This window comes from Parafrankia soli (assembly GCF_001854695.1).
Lineage (GTDB): Bacteria > Actinomycetota > Actinomycetes > Frankiales > Frankiaceae > Parafrankia > Parafrankia soli.
Map to the genome: position 1 here is coordinate 18,005 of NZ_MAXA01000002.1, position 17,400 is coordinate 35,404.

The following is a 17,400-nucleotide window of genomic DNA, read 5'->3' on the forward strand; positions in this document are numbered from 1 at the left end:
GGGCGGCGGTATGGAATTGAAAAGGAGCGGTGCGGCCGGGTCAGTAACCGGCGGGGAAACCGAGGTATCCGTAGATCGGGTCTCCGGCGACGAGCATGGTGTCGAGCTGGGCGTGCTCCAGGCGGAACAGCAGGGACCAGGTCTCCGCGGTCCACTCGCCCTCGATCTGGCCGATCAGGGCATCGATCTCCGGAGCCGGTGCGGTTTCCGGTAGATCGCCGATCATGATCCGGTCGCCGAACTCGAGCGGGAGCACGGTCGGCCACATGAGCGGCGCCGCGCTGGCCGGGTCCAGGCGGACGGTGTCGACGCGGGTCCGCGGCTCGGCGGTGCGCGCCAGCTTCCACTGCGCCTGGATCAGCGACTCGTCATCGGACGCGGCGCCGAGCGCGACTGTCTCGCCTTCGGACAGGCCGTATCGGTCGATGCTGGCCTGGTCGCGGACGCTGATGGAGGCGCCCGCGATCCGCGTGACGGTGTAGACGTTGATGACCTCGTCATCGTCCAGCCACGGCTGGAAATCGACGCTCTCGGGCTCGGTGCCGTAGCTGGCGCGGAAATCTGCGCGGACCGGCACGGTGTTGACCCAGCGGTATCGGTGTGGGTAGCGCCACCAGCCGGCCGCGTCGATGACGGTGACGCTGCCGGCGGTGCGGGCGGCGTCCTGGCCGAGGGTGAGTGGGTTCGACGTCGACCAGTCACGTGGCAGCAACGTTGTGAGGCCGCGGTCGAACCTCGTGTCCTCGAGGGGCCAGCCGGCGTAGCGGGCGATGGCGTGAAGCCGGTCGGTTTCGGTCTCGAGGTGGTGCCCGTCGGCGCCGGCGCGGTAGTGGGCGGCGATCTCGTCGGCCAGGAGCTGGCGGTAGTAGTGCGCGACGTGTCCCGCTCTGCCGGTGAACCGGTAGGTGATCGCGCCGGTGAGGGTGTGTAGGGCGCCGCCGAGCTGGGCGACCTGCGGTATGCCGACGGGCATGGGTGTGGTGGTGAGCTCGAGCTCGCCGGCGAGCACGCTGTTGTGCCAGAGTTCGGCGATGCCGTGGGCGCCGCCGGGCCGGTAGGTGACGGTGACCAGGTGCCCGCGGCCGTCGCAGACGGAGCCGGGTGTGGTGGCCACGACCTCGGCGCCGCCCGTGCGCAGCTGCAGCTGGCCGCTCAGTTCGATGGTCAGCATGAACCCGGACAGGTAGTCGACGCCGCCGGACGGGACGATCTGGTGGTAGATGACCTGCGCGGTGCCGGTCGGTGGGCCGAGTGGGGGCACGATCCACAGTTCGAGTGACCAGGGCGCCAGGTCGAGCTGCGGGGGCATCCCGCCGGCGAACCTCAAGTCGAGCACCGCGCCCTGGTTGGTGGTCAGGACGTCGTCGTCCTGGTGCAGGCCGAGGCTCGTGGAGCCGCTGTCCGACGTCGCGCCGGAGAGCAGGACGGGCAGCGCGGACGGGGCGCCGAACGCCGAGCCGCCGTCGCCGCCGGCGGCGGTGACGAGCGCGGCCGGGTAGCCGGCGATCAGGTCACCGGCGTAGGCGCTCTCGCCCGGCTCGTCGAGCGGGAAGTAGGACAGCGGCCCCGACGCGATGATCTCAGCCCGATACGGCGGCGGCACGAGCGCCGCGGTGAGCCAGCGGAACGCATCGACGCACTCGAGCTCGACCTCGGATGCGCGCGCTTGGGAGCCCGGGATGGTCTGCGTCCACCGCTGCGTGTAGCCCGACCAGACCGGGTAGAGGATGCCGGCGTAGCGGGCGAGCAGCCACACCCTGCGCCGGGGCACGATGTTGCCGCCGAACGGCGCCTCGACGGTGGCCGCGCGGCCGGGGGTGAACCAGCCGTGTTCGTTGCCCAGCAGGACCGTCGCCGAGCCGGCCTCGGTCTGCCCGAACCGGGCGTTCCGGCCGGACAGCGTGTACCGCCAGGAGGCGACGTGCTCGCTGATGTCCTGGCCCGCGTCCTCGACGGTGACGGCGTCGAGGTAGTGGACCTCGCCGGCCTCGGGTCCGAGGACGTCGACGCCGATGTCGAGGCGGCGGGCGGCGGGCGGGGCGGTGGCCAGTACGCCGATTTTGGTCCAGCCGACGGCGAGCTCGGTCCGGACTGAGTAGGCCGCGGTCAGGAACACGTCCGTCGCTGACTTCCAGAGCAGCTCGACGCGGATGTCGCGTTGCCGGGTGGTCGGGCGGACGTGTACCCACAGCAGGTACGTGCGCCCGGAGGTGATCGAGCCGTCGGTCCCGAGGCCGAACGCGGCGACCTCGGCGTCCCCCTCACCATCGGCTGTGATCTTGATGGATCCGGTGCCCGCGTAGCACCACGCAGAGTTGATGTTGAGGTCGATCTCGCAGTGCTGGTACGCCGACCAGCCCTCGAGCGACTCGCACGTCGAGGTGGTACCGGTGATGATCCCGCCGAGGGCGTAGGCGTCCCGGTCGAACGCCACGCGGGTGAGCCGGGCGGGCATGTCGGGCAGGCCGCCGCCGTAGAGCCCTTCGCCGTAGGTCCCGCCGCCGTAGGTCCCCTCCTCGGCGACCATCAGGTGATCGTGATCCCGTACCGGGCGCCGAGCCAGATCATGATCGCCGCGATCTCCTCGGTGGTCAGCGCCCGGTGGTAGATCATCAGCTCTGCGATTTCGCCGTCGAGCCAGTTGCTCGACGCGCCGCTGTTCGTGCCGAGCCGCAGGCCGGGCAACGCGCTGTTTGCGCCGGTCGTGGTGGTGCCGGTCGCGGTGGCGCTGTCGCTGTCCACCCAGACTGACGAGCTCGCGCCGTTGTAAACGGTGGCGATGACATGCCAGGTGTCCATGGAGATGGACTGGGTGATCTCGGTGGTCGCGCCCGAGCCGACCGCGAGGGTGCCGGAGACGCTGTTGCCGGCGTAGGCGTAGACGCCGCTCTGGCCGGTGTAGATGTTGCCGGTGTTGCCCGTGGTCAGCTTCGCCACGGAGAACACGGTCAGCGGCGTGCTGCGCTTCGCCGCCCAGGTGGCGCTCGACAGGTAGTGGTTGGACGCCGCAGTGAAGACCACCGCCGGCCGCCCGTTGACGCGGGCCGTCCGGTAGATCGGCCGGTTCCCGCTCGTGCCCTGCGTGAGCGCGGCGTGCTCCAGGCCGCGGACACCCCACGTCGCCACCGCGGTGGTGTCCGCCAGGCCCAGCGTGTCCGCGTCGATCCACGCGAGCAGGCCGCCGATCTGCCGCGGGTCGAACGGCAGCGCGGGCATCGCCGTGGGCATGGGAGCGGTGAGCGTGCCGAGGATCGCATCGGCCATGAGCCGGTGGCCCGGGTCGCCCTGGTGGATCAGGTCGGAGCCGATCAGGTGGTCGCCCTGGTTCTCGATGACCGTGGCCGGGTACGGGGCGCTGATGTCGATGTAGTCGACGAGGCCCGGGTTGGCGGCGGCCAGGCCCGCCAGGGCCTCGAGATAGTCGCCCCACGGGGCGGCCGGGGACGTCACGTCCAGGCGCAGATAGGTCCCGACGAGCAGGAAGCTCGGCGTCGGGCTGACCGCTGAGCGGATCTTGTCGATGAAGTCCTGCAGGTTCGTGACCATGGCCGATGGGGTGATGCCGGTGGCGTAGTCATTGCTGCCGAGCATGATCACGACGAGGCGGACGCCCAGCGCGGCGAGCCGCTGGTGGAACGAGTCGGCCGCCGTCGCGAACGTCGCCGACGTCGCGCCGGACAGACCCGAGGCGTAGGTCCGGATCCCGGCCGACTCGTCGCCGTTCCGCGCGTAGACGCCGGAGATGACGGTGGCCGCGGTCGCGGCGAGCACGAGGGTGTGCGAGCCAGCCGCGATGGTCGGCGTCGAGACCACACCGTCATGCCTGTTGGCCGTGCCCGTCGTGTCCGGCGTGACCGTGACCGCCGACCCGCCGTCGACCGCGTACGTGAACGCGCCGGCGCCCGGCCCCTGGGCGAAATGGATCTCCCACCCGGTGCAGGTGTCGGCGCGGGTCAGCGTCGCCGAGGTGGCCAACGTCTTGGACGCCAGGCCGAGCCCGTGCGCGTCCGTCCCGACGGTCCCCGTGGGCGTCCAGCCGGTATCGGTGCCGAGGATGTGCACGCCGCCTGCGGCGTGGGATGGGGTGTACCAGCGCTGCAGGTCGCCGGCGAGCACGTCGACATACCGGCGGGTGCGGGTCGTCGCCCCGACACCGGCTGTCGTCGACGAGCCGATGACCACGAGGCTCGCCCGGCCGTACGGGCGGCCGGCCAGGGCCGCGCGCCAGGACCGCAGCGCGGGCGCGGCGACCGTGGTCAGGGCCGCGGCGAGAGCGTCCTCGTCGATGAGCTCGCCGACCGGGTGCACGTGCGCGGCGTCGGCCAGGTCGCCGGAGGAGCCCGGGTCGGCGGTGCCGAGCGGCAGCGGGTCATCCGTGCTGATCTCGGGGCCCGCGCTCTCGCGTTCCTCCCACAGCTGCACGGACGGGACGCCGCCGGCGGTGCACACATAGTCGGTGTCGGTGCTGCTGTCGTGCCAGCGGTCGCGCTCGGCCGCCTCACCCCACACTCCGTAGACGCCGGACCCGACGAACGGCGGGCCGTACCGCGTCCGCACCCCCGGGTAGAGGGCGATGGCCGACAGCCGGAAGTGCTCGGCGGCCGCGGTCGTCGCGACCTCGAGCGCCGGCGCGGCGAACGCCGCATCGACCGGCGCGACCAGGCCCCCACTGGCGATCTCGACCCACTCGTCGAGCACGGTCGTGACCGGCGTGCCGTAGTGCTGGCTGATGAAGGTCCCGTCGGCCTCGAACCACTGCAGGCCCCCCGCCGCGCCGCGCGCGGTGTCCTCGGCCAGCACGTTCAGGACGACGGAGTACGTCTCGCCGGCGGTGACCGGGTAGGCGTCCACCTCGGTCGCGGTGACCGCATGCAGGGAGGTCGTGTTGGCCGTCAGGCGGATCGAGGAGAACGAGCCGGACGGCGGGACCGACATCGGGTCTTCGTCGACGCGGGCGATCGCGCCCTCGCCGAATGGGACCTGCCAGCTCCCGAGGGTGCCGGACCGGGTGCCCTCGAATTGCTCCTGTGCGGCGTCCTCGTGGGTGAGCATGTTCCCGGCCGGGCCGGGCCAGGAGAATTCGGTGTGCCCGTTGCGCCGCAGGTAGCCGTAGATATCCGCTTGGTGTCCGGGCGGCKAGAACAGGCCGCGGAAGGTGCCGATCCTGTCGTTCACGCCCAGGCCRCCCGCGTTCTGAATCCACGCGATCGGTGCGCCGAACGAGTCGACGGCCAGGAACATGTTGACGATCTCGTCGCCGCCACCGTCCTGGAGAAGGATCCCGCCCTCGTTCTCGTCGGGCAGAATCACCACCCGACGCAGGCCGGTGATGTTCTCGAATCGGCCGTCACGCGCCGTGGTGTCGTCGGTGGCGACGACGCCGCCAGCGATCTCCAAACGCTGCAACGCGGTCATGATCAGGGTGAGGATCGGGTTGATTTCCTGCTCGGCCCACAGGCCGCGCTTGGACTCGTCCCCCGGCATCGGGTTTGACCAGCTCGTCGCGGCGGGCATTAGAGGCCGGTCCTCCGTCCATTCGATTTGGAGATGCGCGAATTCATGGCGTCGCGCACAGGAACGGCCAGTACCTCGGCCAGGCGCCGCTCGGTGACGACGGAGCCCTCGATGGTGTAGTAGTTGTTCGTGACGTAGGTCGTTCCGCCGCCCGCCATCGCCATTGCCCGTGGCCCTTGACGCGCCATCCGTGCCGTCGTGGCGGCATCGAAGATGTAGCCGTCGGAATAGGGGACGAACAATTCCCGGCCGGCTTCACCCGTCATGTACGGCTGCCCTGCCTCGACCGGGCCGCCGGCCGCACGGGCAGGCGTACCAGCACCGGCAGCGATAAGTCCGTTGGCCGAGTTACGAGTTACCTGCTCCGAGATGAAACGCCGTTCCTGGAGTGTGATCGTCACGGTTTTGTCGCGGATCCCGTCGAGGAATCCGTTGATGCGGGTCTGCGCGTCGCGTACGCGACCCTCGGCGGTGGTGAGGTCAGTGTTGACGGTGGTGCGGAAGGCGTTGATGGCCTTCTCTGCTTCCTTCCAGGGGGCACCGAGGGGTCCCGGCAGTTTGGCCATCACACTGATCACGCCGGAGACCATGCCGATCGCGGCATCGACGATATTCTTGAACCCTTGGATGATCTCGATCGCCGCTCCGAGGACGGCGGAAGCCAGATTCAGTACCGCAACGACGAACTGCGCCGCCGCCTCAATGCAGGCCTGGATCGCCAAGGTCGCCGCCTTGACCGCGCTTCCCAGGTTGTTCTCGATCGCGAAAGCGACCACGGTGAGAATGATGGTCGCGATATCCTGCAAAGCCTGCCAGAGTAGCTTCAGTTCCGCCTTGTTGTCCATGATCGTCGTGTATATCGAGTCGAAGGCAGGCTTCAAATCGTCTCGTATTGACGCGGCCACCTGCTCGACCGCTGGAAACAAATTGTCCTGGCACCACGTGGCGAGATCGCGTATCGCCGGGACGATCACATCGCGCACGATCGGAGCCATCGACTCGAAAACCGGCACCAAATCGTCGCGGATGATCCTGGCTACGGTCGCGATCGCCGCATTCAAAGTGTCAGAGAAAATCAGCGACAATTCCGAAACGATCGGTAGCACATCGTCCCGGATGAACGCGCCTACCGTCTGGAGGGTGGGCCACAGTTCGTCGCGGAAAAGCCGTGCCACATCTCCCGCACGCACGCCGAGCGTCTGGAAAACCAGGCTCAGGCCGGACGCGTCCTCGTTGACCTGGCCGGTGTTCAGCCCCTGGGCGAACTGGTCCGCGAGGGCGACAACCTCCTGCTTCGCCAGGCCGGCGACCGTGCGCAGGTTCTGAAAGAAGGTCGTGATGGCGGTCTGCGTGCCGACCGATTCGGCCCATCCTCGGAAGGACGCGGCCATGTCCGCGAAACCCTGAGCGGTGGTCTTGGTGTCGCCGTTGATGGCAGAGAAAAGCGCCTTGATGCCGGCGCCGAAATCGAACAGTCCGGTGACCAGGTTGCCGACAGTCTCGGCTCCCCGACGGATGCTCTCGGTCAGCTCGCCGGATTCCCGCTTGGCCTCCACCCACAGGGCGACCTGGCGGGCGCCAACCTCGATCAGGTGGGTGAAGTTGAGCCACACGTCCTTCGCCGCGATAGCCACATCCCAGAACGCGCCGGCCATCGATATACCGGCGCGGCCGAGGTTGAGGGTTGCCTCGGCGTTGGTGTCCATGATGGCTTCGAGATCCCGGTTGAACGCCTTCCCACTGAATACGCGCGCCGCCTCGACTGAGAGCTGGCCGAAGACCTGGGCCGTCTTCTCGACGCCCTCAGAAATGACCGGGAAAGAGCCAGAAACAATCTTAAGGGCCTCGCGAAACTTCGGCGAGAACGCTTCTTCGGCGGCTTTCTTGATGCCGTCAAACTGCGGCTTGTACCGCTCGAGCTCCCGGGTGGCCGCCTCGGTGACGAGCTTGAGCGTGCCCTGCGCCTGGACCATGGTCAGGATTGCGGGCGCAGCGATCCCCGCAGCCGCGCCCGCCTGGGAGAGGACCTGGCCGAGGGTGGCGACTGCCTGCAGGCCGCCGGCGAGGCCGGCCAGGCCGGCGCCGCCCTTCGCACCGAGCGCGGCCAGGCCGGCGGTGGTAGTGAGGGCGGAGCGGGTGACCGCCTGCAGCGATTCCGAAAGCCGGCCGAGCCGGCCGGCGCCGCCCCCCTCGCCTCCCGCTCCGCCGCCGCCGTCCTCGTCCACCCGGATCCGCACCCGGATGTCGCGCTCGATCCGGTCCAGCAACGTGTTGAGCTCGCGGACCTCGGCGGTCGAGTCGATGTCGACCGTGATGTTGACCTCGGTCTGCTCGCGGTACTGCAGCTCGTTGAGGGCGTAGCCGAGCCGGTCGAGGTCGCGCATCGCGCTGCCGAGCGCGACCCGCACCCGGACGGTGGTCGTCCTGTTCAGGCGGTCGATGGCCTGGCGCAGCTCGGTCAACGCGGTGCGGGGGGTGACATCGACCTTGATGCGGGCCGTGACGTTGCGGGCAACCCGGTCCAGACCCTCGCCGACCTCGCGCACCTGCGCCGCGGTCTCGAGGGCCTGGCGGCCCAGCGCGGCCAGGACGCGGGAGGCGGAGACATCCCGGCCGGTCAGGACGATCGTCGCGCTGGCGTCGGCCATCGCACCCCCCGCCGGGTCTATGTGGAGTTGTCGGTGTCCTGCTTGGCGCGCTGATCGCGGCCGGCGTTGATGGCGCCCGAGGCGATGGCCATGCGCTCGAGGAGCGCGGCGGGTTGCGCGTCTACCTGCTCAGGCGTCCAGCCGTAGGCCTCGGCCCACTGGACGTAGGCGACGACGTCGAGCCAGTCGGAGGGGATTCCCTCGAGGGAGCGCCGGGTCAGTCCGGCGTAGCCGGCGAGTCGGAGCTGGTCGCGGATTTTGGGTCCGGCGCGCCGCGGCCGAACAGGACGTCGACCGCGGGCTTGGCCACCGCCAGCAGCCGGTGGAAGTCGAGCGACGACAGGTCCTGAACGGCCGCGATCGAGACGACGAGGGGTGACCCGTCAGGTTTGGTGAGGGTCCAGGACTCCAGCAGCGAGTGGACGATCCGGTTCCTCACCCGGTCCTCGACCTCGACGCCGCCCTCACGGTCGTCGTCCTCGAGATTTCCGGTCTCGCCCGCCATCCACTTGCGGTGAGCCATCTCCTCGCGGCGGGTCATCGTCTCGGCGTCGCGCATCTGGGCGCTATGGCCGCCGGCGAGCGGGACTGTGGGCAACGGGACTCCTCTACAGGGTCGTGTCGAGGGAGGTGTAGGTGACGGTGATCGGGGCGTTGGTGTCGTCGTCGCGGACGACGTAAGGGAGCTCGCCGCTGACGACCTCGAACCCGCCGGCGAGCGACGGGGTGCCGGTGTTGAGGAAGCACATCGGTGTGCTGATCTCCACCAGGCAGTTCTCGCCGGTGTCGATCTCGCGGCCGGTCCAACGGTTGATCATCGAGAACTGGCCGTCGGACTCGACGAGGTCGAACAGGTCCGCCTTGTTCAGGAGGTCGCTCGTCAGCGACCCGCCGAGTTCGGTCAGCGCGTTGAGGATCGGCGCCCGGCGTAGACCCGCGTCGTTGGCGTAGTACCTGTCCGTCTTCTGCCCGCGGCCTATGGCGAGGTTCCAGCCGGCGATGCCGTCAATCGCGGCCTCGGAACCGAACTCACCGATCAGGCACTCCCAGTCCGCGAACGCGAACGGCACCTCGGCCTCGGCCGGGTCAACGAATGTGACCAGCGTCTGCGCCTCGGTCACGTTCCTGATGTGCCAGGACGTCTCCAGCGCCAGCGGCGGCGGGGTCTCGCCACCCTCCTGCGTGAACGTGGCCGAGACGCAGCGAGAGCCGAGGTAGGAGTAGTCGTGCACGGTGCCGCCCGCGTCCGGCACGCCGAGCTGGATCGTGGCCCCGAGGTTCGGGCCCATGTCCTGCAGCGTGTACGTCTGCGTGTAGGCGTCGGTGCTGCCGACCTGCACGGGGGTGACGGTCCCCCCGAAGATCTGCCGCAGCAGGATCCCCAGGCCCCTCGGCATGACATCGACGGTGAAGCTGCCCTCCGCCCGCCGAGTGGCCACCCGGCGACGGTTCCCCCGCTGCACCAGCCCGGTCGCCCGCAGGCCGGCGGACTCCGTGATCCCCTTCTGCAGGCCGAACTCACCGGATCCTGCCCGGATCTCGTACCCGCGGGTGGGTGTCGCGTAGGTGCCGTGGGTCGTCTCGTTGCCCATCATGAGCTGGCCAGACAGACCGGATCCGGGTGGCATCGGCCCCTCCAGGGCATGAGAAAGAGCCCCGTAGGCGACGCCTCGGGGCTTGGTTACAGGGGGTAGTTACCGCTTGTAGGGGGCGTTCACGATGACCTCGTAGTCGCCCACGCTGCAGACGCCGACGTCCTCGCGCCAGTAGCTGAGGTTCCCGCCGGTCAGGCGGACGAGGGTCACCCGGTCGAGGCCCAGGTTGCTCCGGTCCGCGCAGATGGTCTCCAGGACAGCGCCGATGGCAACCACCAGCTCGTCCTGCTTCTCCACCGACCCGCCGGGCTCGTACGCACGGATAGAGATCGCGAAACGGATCTCCTCATCCCGCGGCCGCGTCGTCGCGCCGGTCGTCACCCGGGTGACGTCGGTGAACCGGACCGGCCCGCCGATGATGGCCAGGCGCTCGAGGTCGCGCAGGTCGTCGGCGTAGAGCACCTGGACGCCGTACGCGGACGAGGACTCGTCCGCGGCCGCGGCGGCGAGCAGCTCGAACACGCGGATCTTGACCGCGACCGCGGAGGTGCCTGCCACTACCGGAACCCGTGGAACAGGCTGTAGCGCTGCGGGGTGTAGTCCAGCGTCGCGGACGCCGGCCGCCCGATGCGCGCCGACTCGGCCGCCCCCGGGGGCGCGGCCTGCGGCCGCTCGGAGTACCCGTGGTACACGGCGTCCACGGACGGGATGCCGGTCGCGTACGGGCCGGGCAAGGTGAGCCGATAGGTGCTGCCGTCGGACGCCGTGTAGCTCTCGGCCCGGTCCGGGATCGCACTTTTCGGCCGGTGGATCAGCGCCCGTAGGTGGATCAGCGCCGCGGCAACGAGCTCGGCCGGCGCGGCGTCGAGGCCGTACTCGTACTCGACCGTGATGTTGCTGCGGCCTTCGGTCCAGGCCGCACCGTCGGTGCGCCGCACGGTCCCGTCGTCGGCCACGGCCAGGGCGCCGAGCTGGGCCCCGGTGAGCGCGACCGGCGTCCCGTCGACCCGGGGGGCGATGGTGGCCGAGCGGATCACCCGGACGTCGCGGGCGGACCGGTCCGGCAGCGGGTGCGTCAGGATGAGCTCGCTCGTGCCCGAGCCGTCGAGCACCACCCGGGCGTACGAGCGGGTCCACGCCCGGTCGGTGATGCGCTCCACGGCCTCCTCGACGGCGTCGCGCGCCGCTGCGAGCTTGCCCGTGGGGACCTTGACCAGGTCCAGGGAGCTGTCGCTGTCCCGGGCCTCGGGCAAGGAGAACATCCGGGCGCCGACGACGTCGACGTAGTCGGTCTCGACGACTTCGGCGCCGGCGATGGTGCCCGTCCACGCGACCGCGAGCCGGGCGACAGCCGCGGCCGCGGGCAGGGTGAACAGATACTGGCCGGTGTCCGCGCCGGCGGACGTGGCGATACCGGAGCCGGCGGAGTCGCCGCGCGCGTCGGTGGCCGCGACCGTGACGTCCTCCGTCGAGTCTGTCGGTGTCTCGCCCACGACGAAGGTGTGCGTCAGCTGCGCGGGGGCTCCGCGCACGATCCGCATCAGCCGACCCGCACGGAGCCCTCGACCGCACCGGAGATCACGTCGACGTAGACGCCAGTGACCCAGATGCCGTCATGGACCACGTCCACGCTCGCGTTGGCCGCGAGCGTGAACGCGCCGATGACCGTGCCCGAGGCGGCCGAGGGGTTGTCGTACACCCGGACGGCCGCCGCCGCCCCGGCGGTCTCCCGAAGGCAGATGCCCCGGTACACCCCGACGGCGGCGAGCACCGCCTGATCCGAGCCGGTCAGCGCCACCGAGCGGGCGTACGGCCCCACATCAGACCCCGGTCGGGACGTAGTGCACCTGAACGAGACCGTCGGGCATCGCCAGGCCGGTGCCCAGACCCGTCGTCTCCTTGTGCGCGGCCAGGACGTCGCCTGCGTCGACGAGCAGGTTGGCGGCGGTACCCGACAGCGTCATCGTCTCTGGCGTCAACGCGACCGAGTTCGTCGCCACGTACGACCGCGACGCGACGACGGCCGCGGCGTTCAGCAGCTGAAGGATGAAGTAGTTGGTCCCGTCGGCGGTCACCGCCGCATTCGGCACCCACTTCACCGCGGTGACCTGAATGTCGAATTCGGGCACCCACAGCGTCCAGTCATCTTCGGTCCCCGCAGTTGCCTGACCCGGGACGAAGAAGGTTCGGACATGCACGCCCGACATCTCCCGCAGATCCATGATCCCGCCTTTCTGTGCGTAGGTGTGTGCGAGGAGATGTCAGCCGGCGACGATCGCGCCGTACAGGCCGCGGTACTCGATGGGCGCGCCACCGAACACATAGCGGATCTTGTAGGTGATCGAGTCGTTGTTGAACATCGACCCCACCGAGGGGTCCATCTGGGTGAACAGTTCCGGGGTGTCCCGGCCATTGAGGAACCCGACCTCGATCGTCGGGCACAGCGCCGGGTCGGCGACCAGGTACCAGTTCGTGGCGTCGGTGAGGTGGTCGAGCACCAGGTAGTCGAGCCCCTGGTGGATGTTCGGGATGTCGCTGGCCGCACCTGCCGGGGCACCGGCGGGCATCGCGACCGGCGAGCGGGAGAGCTGGAACGCGATCTCTTCCAGCTCGTTGGGGACCACGAGCAGGCGGGGCACGATCGAGAGGATGTCCAGCGACGAGCCGTAGGCCGCCTGCGACCGCATCGCCTGCCGCGCGGCGGACAGCGCCGACTGCGACAGCGCGGTGGTGCCGGTGTTGCCGTGACCGGCGTCGAACAGCGCCACCGAGTCCCACAGCGTCGGGTTCGTGATGATCAGGTCCCAGACGAACCGGTGGATCGTGTGCGCCGCCGCGCGGCCCAACTTCGACGGAATCCGCCGGAAGGCACCGAGGTCGTCGTTCGCGATCATCTCGATCGTGAGGTTCTCGGTGCCTCCCTTCTTCGCGATCGTGTACGTGACTTCCTCGTCGCCGGGTGAGGTGAGGGCCTGGTACGGCGCACCCTCGTTGACCGTGGGCAGCAGGCCGTACCCGCCGACCCGCTCACGACGGTTGGTCCGGAAGTCGCTCAGGGGCACGATCGAGGAGACGACGCGGCGCCAGTTGTCCAGCTGCGGCAGCGAGTACTCCGCGACCATCCGCCGGGTGATGCTGTCGCCGAGCACCGTGTTCCACGAGGTCGAGTCCAGCGCCTCCCGCGCACGGGTCGCCGAGTCGAACCCGGTCCCGGCCGACTCCCGCAGGATCCGCCGGTTCACGTCCTCGCCCCACGCCAGCACCCGGGCGCCGGTGAAATCGGCCCACGCCTGACGCAGTGAGGTGTAGCCCTCCCGGAAGTCCCCGGCGAGCATGGCGTCGAGCGCGGCGACCTTCTTGTCGAGCGCCTCCTTGGTCACCGCGCCGGTGAGCACGGTCCCGGTCGGCATCGGCTCGAGATCGGCGCGCAGGTCGGCGAGCGCCTGGACCTCACGGTCGACGTCGGCCTCGGTGACCTGCGCCGGCAGCCGGCCGATCACACTCTCGGTCATCTTCTCGGGCAGGTCGGCCGCCTTGACCTTCGCCTCCACGATGAGGCGGGTCACGAACGACTCCCGCGCGGTCGTGGCCGCCGCGGCCGTCGGCTCGGGGGCGGGAGTCTCGGTGGTCTTGGTGCCCGCCCGCGCGAGGCCCACGGCCGACAGCTCGTCGTCGGTCGCCTCCTTCAGCACGCCGAGCACGTCAGCCTTGGTGACGGGCACGTTGTCCTCCTGGGTGCTTTCCCCGCCGTGGGCGGGGTCGATGGTGGTGGTGATCGGGTCGCCGCCGGCGAGCACGCGGGTGGCCCTGCCGCCCGCGGCCGGCACGGCGACGACGTCGACCGAGTTCACGGCCGTGATCTCGGTGGCTTCGTGGACGGTCTGCCCGCCTTCGGTCAGACCCCGGAACCGGGCCATCACGTCATGGGACAAGCCCACGAACGGGTCGGTGCGCTGGCCGTCGAGCTCGAGGGCTGCGTCGAAGGCCTCGGCGACGCGGCCCGCTGAGGGCAGGAGCGACAGCTCGGCCTCGAGGCCGCTGCTCGTCGCGACGACGCCGGTGAGGTAACCGACCAGGCCACCGATCGCCGAGGAGCGCATCTGGTCGTCCGAGCGGTGCCCGTCGTAGACCTGCGCCCCCTCGTACAGCGGCGCGGCGGCCTCGAGCACGGCCGCCGGGTAGCGGCGGCGGTTCTTCGAGTCGCCGGCGCGGATGACCTGTACGGCGTACCGGCGGCCGCCGTCGTCGCCCTCGCCCCGCGCCTCGAGCACCCGGCCGAGCTCGGTGTGTGCCTCGGCGGCGGCCGCGGACTCTGTCATCGACTGGGCGTAGGTGCGCACGACCCGGGTGGGTTCGCCGAGGGTCACCGTGCCCGCGCTGTCGACCGCGTAGGAGCACTGCCACAGCGCGTCGGGATCGGCCCGCGAGTACACCGAGTAGACGACCTGGCTGTCCGTCAGATCCGCCACCGACGCGTACGCGTACGACTCGCCCGACTGCTCGGCCAGCCGTGCGCGGAGCGCGCTCCCGACCAGCATCCGGGTGTCGTCGTAGCTGCGCCGCCCATCAATGTGGGCCTCCTTGGTCACCGTGCCGCCCTTCTTCCCGCCGGACCCTTTGGACTGACGCCGCACATAGTCGATCTTCCGGGGGTCTGTCGCCGGCTTCTTTCCGGTCCGCCCCGCTTTACCGGGCCACTCACCGCGGGCTTCGTGGTACAGCTCGGAGCAGTACGCCTTGATGTCGGTCAGCCCCGTCTTGGCCTGCGTCGCGGAGACCTCCTCGACACAGCGGCGCCAGGCCCCGTTCGTCCGCCAGCGGATCCGGCGCCCACCGGGCCCGGTCAGCCAGTACCGGCGGAGCTCGCCCTCGTTCCCGCCGCCACCCGCTTCCACCGTGCGGCTCGCACGMTCCTCGGCGAGGTCGAGCAGGGCGCCCGCGTGGTCATGGTCGTCCCGGTCGAGGGCCTCGAACAGTGCCTCGCGCTCGTCGTCGTAGAGCAGCGAGGTGACATCCACGGCTACCCCGCGGGCGGCGGCGGCACCGGGAAGGCGTGCCAGCACTGCGGGCAGGTGGCCCACTGCTCGCCCGGTTCGGCGTCGTCCGGCCGCTCGAGCACCTCGCCGCGGAAACCCTCGAGCATCGCGGCCTCGGCCTCCTGGGGCGTCGGGGGCTGGACCATCAGTCCGCCTTCCGGGGCCGGCCGCGTGGCGCCGGCGCAGCCGCGGCCGCGGAGTCGTCCGGCTCGGTCGCCCGTACCGGCTCGTCGTCGACCTCGGGCACGTACCTGCGTACGACGGTGTCGGTGACGAGGAGCGGGCCGCTGTCGCGGGTGGTGACCACGTGGCCGAGGGGATGTTCGGCTACCCCGGTGATGTCGCGGGGCGCGAGTCCTGTGCGCTGGGCAGCCTCGTCGGGCGTCATCCTGTCTCCTTGCTCGGTCGGACCGGCACCGCGGCGAGCCGTTGCGCGCCGCGCTGTGCCCGTTTCGTCTTGCTCTGCTCGGCGTCGACGTGTGTCGCCAGGTCGTCAGGGTTGGCGTCCGGGGCGTCGAGGTCGCGGGTGTAGGTGATCCCGGTGAACGCCTCCCACGCGACCCGCGCGGCGACCTGCGCGGCCTCGGTGGACATCGCCCCGACCTCGACGAGCTGCTGCAGCCCTGTGGAGAGGTTGAGCAGGGTCTGGGCGGTGATCTGGGCGTCGGCCGCGGCGACTTTCGGGCCGATGATCTGCGCCGTCTCCGACGCTGGGACGCGGTTCTCGTGCCCGGTCCGTGAGTCGGTCGAGGGCACCATCCGCGGCAGCCGCCCGGCCGCGACCGCCCGGTCGACGGCGTACCGGGCCAGCTCGGTCTGATACGCCAGCCAGTCCGCCTGCACGCCGGCGACCCGGCGCCGGATCGGTTCGGCCATCGTCTCCGACGTCGCCCGGTTCGCCCCGTCCGGCTCGGCGAGCCAGGTTTTGGCCAGGCCGGCGCCGCCGGCGACGAGAGTCAGCACGGAGGATGACGTGGCCGTGTCCTCAAACGCTCCAGTCTGGGCGTTGATGACGTTCCACTCGACGTCCTCGTTGTGCACCTCAACGGATCCGGACGGCGGCACGTGCTTCCCGCCGCGCGCCTTGATGAAGTCCTTCACGTCGTCGTTGTCGCCGGTGACCTTCACGTCGAAGACCACGTGGCGAGCCAAGGCCGTCCGGTCGATCAAGTTCGACAGCACCTGGTCATAGGCGTCGAGCCAGTCCAGGACACCGGTCAGGAACGGCATCCCCCGCCGGTCGGTGACCAGCGCCTTCCACGGCGCGAACAGGAACGCCTGCCCCTCGCGCAGCCCGGTGTCGTCGTTGACCTGCACGACCGGCATCTCAACCGCTTTACCGCCGACCTCGTTCGCCCGGAACACCAGCGTCCGCGGCCACAGCGGGTTGTTCTCTTCCAGCAGGACCTCGTCGAGCACGGTCGGGTCGATCGGGCGCCACCGGGTCCGGCCGCCCTTCGGCCCGGGGAGCATCTCGGCGATCTGCTCGCCGTTGAGCATCGCGTCGCGCAGGAACAGCGTCTGCTGCGCGAGCTGGTTGCGGGGGTCCTTCCACCACTGGTCGACGACCTTCGCGACCTTGTCGTTACTGACCTCGGGGCGCACCCCGGAGTCCCCGACGCAGAACGACGTGTACGTGTCGATGATCGCCTTGGCCATGGGGTTCATCCGGTACGAGGCCACCGACCCGGCACGCGACTGTTCCAACGTCCAGGGCGGCACCGGCCGCCCCGCCGAACCCGCCGGCCGCCACCCGCTGTCACCGTCGATCGGATCACGGCCGCCGGGCATCGCGCCGGTGGCGATGAGCTGCTCGGGTGAGGCCTCCACCGTCCGCCGCGGCGGCACCAACCAGGCCCTCACGACAGCCGCCGCCCGTTTCGCCGGTACGCCTCGGCGTCGCGCACGGCCCGCGCGACGGCCGCGCGATCGACCACGCCGGCGACATTCACGGTCACGACGGAGGCCTCCCGCGGCCGCGCGGCCTCCAGCGCGGCGTCGACGGCCGCCCGCAGCCATGGCCGCTTGGCCGCCCATGCCGCGTCACGTGCGATGCGTTCCTCGCGGCTTGGAGTCCCTTCCGGGCACGGGTAGTCGTAGTTGTACGTGGCCAGGCAGTAGGCCCGGCCCGCAGCGAGATAGGGGTCCGTCATGCCGCCGCCTTCGCCGCGACCGGCTGGGGTGGTGCCGCCGCGGCGGTGTTCCGGGCGACGACACCGACGACATAGCCGCCGCCGAGGAGCTCGGCGGCCGCGACGCCCACCGCGGCCCACCAGGGCGCCGGCGAGCCGGCCACGGCGACCACGACGAGCACCAGGCCGAGGAGCATGGCCAGCGTGGACACCAGGCCGGGTGTCACGGCCGCCGCGAGGCCCCTCACAGCGGCAGTCCACCCAGCTGGCCCGCGCGTCCGTAGGCGACCTCCCACGGCGAGAGCATCAGTGGCCGTGCCGTCCAGTCCCTGTCCTGGAAGTTCCCGCCCTTCAGCTCGGCGGCGACCGCCTCGGCTCGCTCCTGCGAGTACGGGCCGTACACCTGCTCGGAGAGGTCGGGGCCGTCGTCGCCATTGCCGACGACGACGTACATGGGGGTGCCGGCCACGAGGTG

Annotated in this window: 16 protein-coding genes; all 16 read right to left on the minus strand. The window is 70.5% G+C overall.

Going from position 1 to position 17,400, the window contains the following annotated elements; translation table 11 throughout:
• Window positions 1–40 precede the first annotated feature (40 nt).
• Window positions 41–2,527, minus strand: a complete 2,487-nt coding sequence (locus BBK14_RS01775) for a LamG domain-containing protein (protein ID WP_071059482.1) — start codon at window positions 2,525–2,527, stop codon at window positions 41–43.
• Window positions 2,527–5,514: an SGNH/GDSL hydrolase family protein gene (locus BBK14_RS01780; RefSeq protein WP_071059483.1), complete on the minus strand. Its 2,988-nt coding sequence runs from the start codon at window positions 5,512–5,514 to the stop codon at window positions 2,527–2,529. The genes BBK14_RS01775 and BBK14_RS01780 overlap by 1 nt, the downstream gene beginning before the upstream one ends.
• Window positions 5,514–8,162 (minus strand): phage tail family protein, encoded by a 2,649-nt coding sequence (locus BBK14_RS38665; RefSeq protein WP_071059484.1) that lies wholly within the window; start codon window positions 8,160–8,162, stop codon window positions 5,514–5,516. The genes BBK14_RS01780 and BBK14_RS38665 overlap by 1 nt, the downstream gene beginning before the upstream one ends.
• Window positions 8,163–8,379: 217 nt before the next feature.
• The gene (locus tag BBK14_RS01790) at window positions 8,380–8,760 is read right to left on the minus strand and encodes a hypothetical protein (RefSeq protein ID WP_071059485.1); all 381 of its coding nucleotides are present in this window, start codon (window positions 8,758–8,760) and stop codon (window positions 8,380–8,382) included.
• Window positions 8,761–8,770: 10 nt separating this feature from the next.
• Window positions 8,771–9,790 (minus strand): phage tail tube protein, encoded by a 1,020-nt coding sequence (locus BBK14_RS01795; RefSeq protein ID WP_131802136.1) that lies wholly within the window; start codon window positions 9,788–9,790, stop codon window positions 8,771–8,773.
• 66 nt (window positions 9,791–9,856) lie between these two features.
• Entirely contained in the window at window positions 9,857–10,315 is a 459-nt protein-coding gene (locus tag BBK14_RS01800) for a hypothetical protein (RefSeq protein ID WP_071059487.1), read from the minus strand.
• Window positions 10,315–11,298 carry a hypothetical protein gene (locus tag BBK14_RS01805; protein WP_071059488.1) on the minus strand — a complete coding sequence of 328 codons (984 nt, stop codon included), beginning with the start codon at window positions 11,296–11,298 and terminating at the stop codon, window positions 10,315–10,317. The genes BBK14_RS01800 and BBK14_RS01805 overlap by 1 nt, the downstream gene beginning before the upstream one ends.
• Window positions 11,298–11,576, minus strand: coding sequence for a hypothetical protein (locus BBK14_RS01810; RefSeq protein ID WP_071059489.1), 279 nt, complete (start codon window positions 11,574–11,576; stop codon window positions 11,298–11,300). Before BBK14_RS01810 ends, BBK14_RS01805 begins: the two co-directional genes overlap by 1 nt.
• A 1-nt stretch (window position 11,577) precedes the next feature.
• Window positions 11,578–11,979 carry a hypothetical protein gene (locus BBK14_RS01815; RefSeq protein WP_071059490.1) on the minus strand — a complete coding sequence of 134 codons (402 nt, stop codon included), beginning with the start codon at window positions 11,977–11,979 and terminating at the stop codon, window positions 11,578–11,580.
• A gap of 39 nt (window positions 11,980–12,018) precedes the next feature.
• Window positions 12,019–14,775, minus strand: coding sequence for a phage major capsid protein (locus BBK14_RS01820; protein ID WP_131802137.1), 2,757 nt, complete (start codon window positions 14,773–14,775; stop codon window positions 12,019–12,021).
• A gap of 2 nt (window positions 14,776–14,777) precedes the next feature.
• Window positions 14,778–14,939, minus strand: coding sequence for a hypothetical protein (locus BBK14_RS37980; RefSeq protein WP_157904192.1), 162 nt, complete (start codon window positions 14,937–14,939; stop codon window positions 14,778–14,780).
• Complete coding sequence (locus tag BBK14_RS01825) at window positions 14,939–15,181, minus strand: hypothetical protein (protein WP_071059492.1); 243 nt, start codon at window positions 15,179–15,181, stop codon at window positions 14,939–14,941. The genes BBK14_RS37980 and BBK14_RS01825 overlap by 1 nt, the downstream gene beginning before the upstream one ends.
• Window positions 15,178–16,656, minus strand: a complete 1,479-nt coding sequence (locus BBK14_RS01830; RefSeq protein WP_198541138.1) for a hypothetical protein — start codon at window positions 16,654–16,656, stop codon at window positions 15,178–15,180. The genes BBK14_RS01825 and BBK14_RS01830 overlap by 4 nt, the downstream gene beginning before the upstream one ends.
• Window positions 16,653–16,946: a hypothetical protein gene (locus tag BBK14_RS01835; protein ID WP_071059494.1), complete on the minus strand. Its 294-nt coding sequence runs from the start codon at window positions 16,944–16,946 to the stop codon at window positions 16,653–16,655. The genes BBK14_RS01830 and BBK14_RS01835 overlap by 4 nt, the downstream gene beginning before the upstream one ends.
• Window positions 16,943–17,173, minus strand: a complete 231-nt coding sequence (locus BBK14_RS01840; RefSeq protein WP_071059495.1) for a hypothetical protein — start codon at window positions 17,171–17,173, stop codon at window positions 16,943–16,945. Before BBK14_RS01840 ends, BBK14_RS01835 begins: the two co-directional genes overlap by 4 nt.
• Window positions 17,170–17,394, minus strand: a complete 225-nt coding sequence (locus tag BBK14_RS01845; RefSeq protein WP_071059496.1) for a hypothetical protein — start codon at window positions 17,392–17,394, stop codon at window positions 17,170–17,172. The genes BBK14_RS01840 and BBK14_RS01845 overlap by 4 nt, the downstream gene beginning before the upstream one ends.
• Between the last annotated feature and the right edge of the window lie 6 nt (window positions 17,395–17,400).

What these genes read in the sequence shown, in the direction of transcription:
- BBK14_RS01775 (WP_071059482.1), bottom strand. Translation starts at nt 2,527, where the DNA reads ATGGTCGCCGAGGAGGGGACCTACGGCGGCGGGACCTACGGCGAAGGG.
- BBK14_RS38665 (WP_071059484.1), bottom strand. Translation starts at nt 8,162, where the DNA reads ATGGCCGACGCCAGCGCGACGATCGTCCTGACCGGCCGGGATGTCTCC.
- BBK14_RS01795 (WP_131802136.1), bottom strand. Translation starts at nt 9,790, where the DNA reads ATGCCACCCGGATCCGGTCTGTCTGGCCAGCTCATGATGGGCAACGAG.
- BBK14_RS01805 (WP_071059488.1), bottom strand. Translation starts at nt 11,298, where the DNA reads ATGCGGATCGTGCGCGGAGCCCCCGCGCAGCTGACGCACACCTTCGTC.
- BBK14_RS01815 (WP_071059490.1), bottom strand. Translation starts at nt 11,979, where the DNA reads ATGGATCTGCGGGAGATGTCGGGCGTGCATGTCCGAACCTTCTTCGTC.
- BBK14_RS37980 (WP_157904192.1), bottom strand. Translation starts at nt 14,939, where the DNA reads ATGGTCCAGCCCCCGACGCCCCAGGAGGCCGAGGCCGCGATGCTCGAG.
- BBK14_RS01825 (WP_071059492.1), bottom strand. Translation starts at nt 15,181, where the DNA reads ATGACGCCCGACGAGGCTGCCCAGCGCACAGGACTCGCGCCCCGCGAC.
- BBK14_RS01835 (WP_071059494.1), bottom strand. Translation starts at nt 16,946, where the DNA reads ATGACGGACCCCTATCTCGCTGCGGGCCGGGCCTACTGCCTGGCCACG.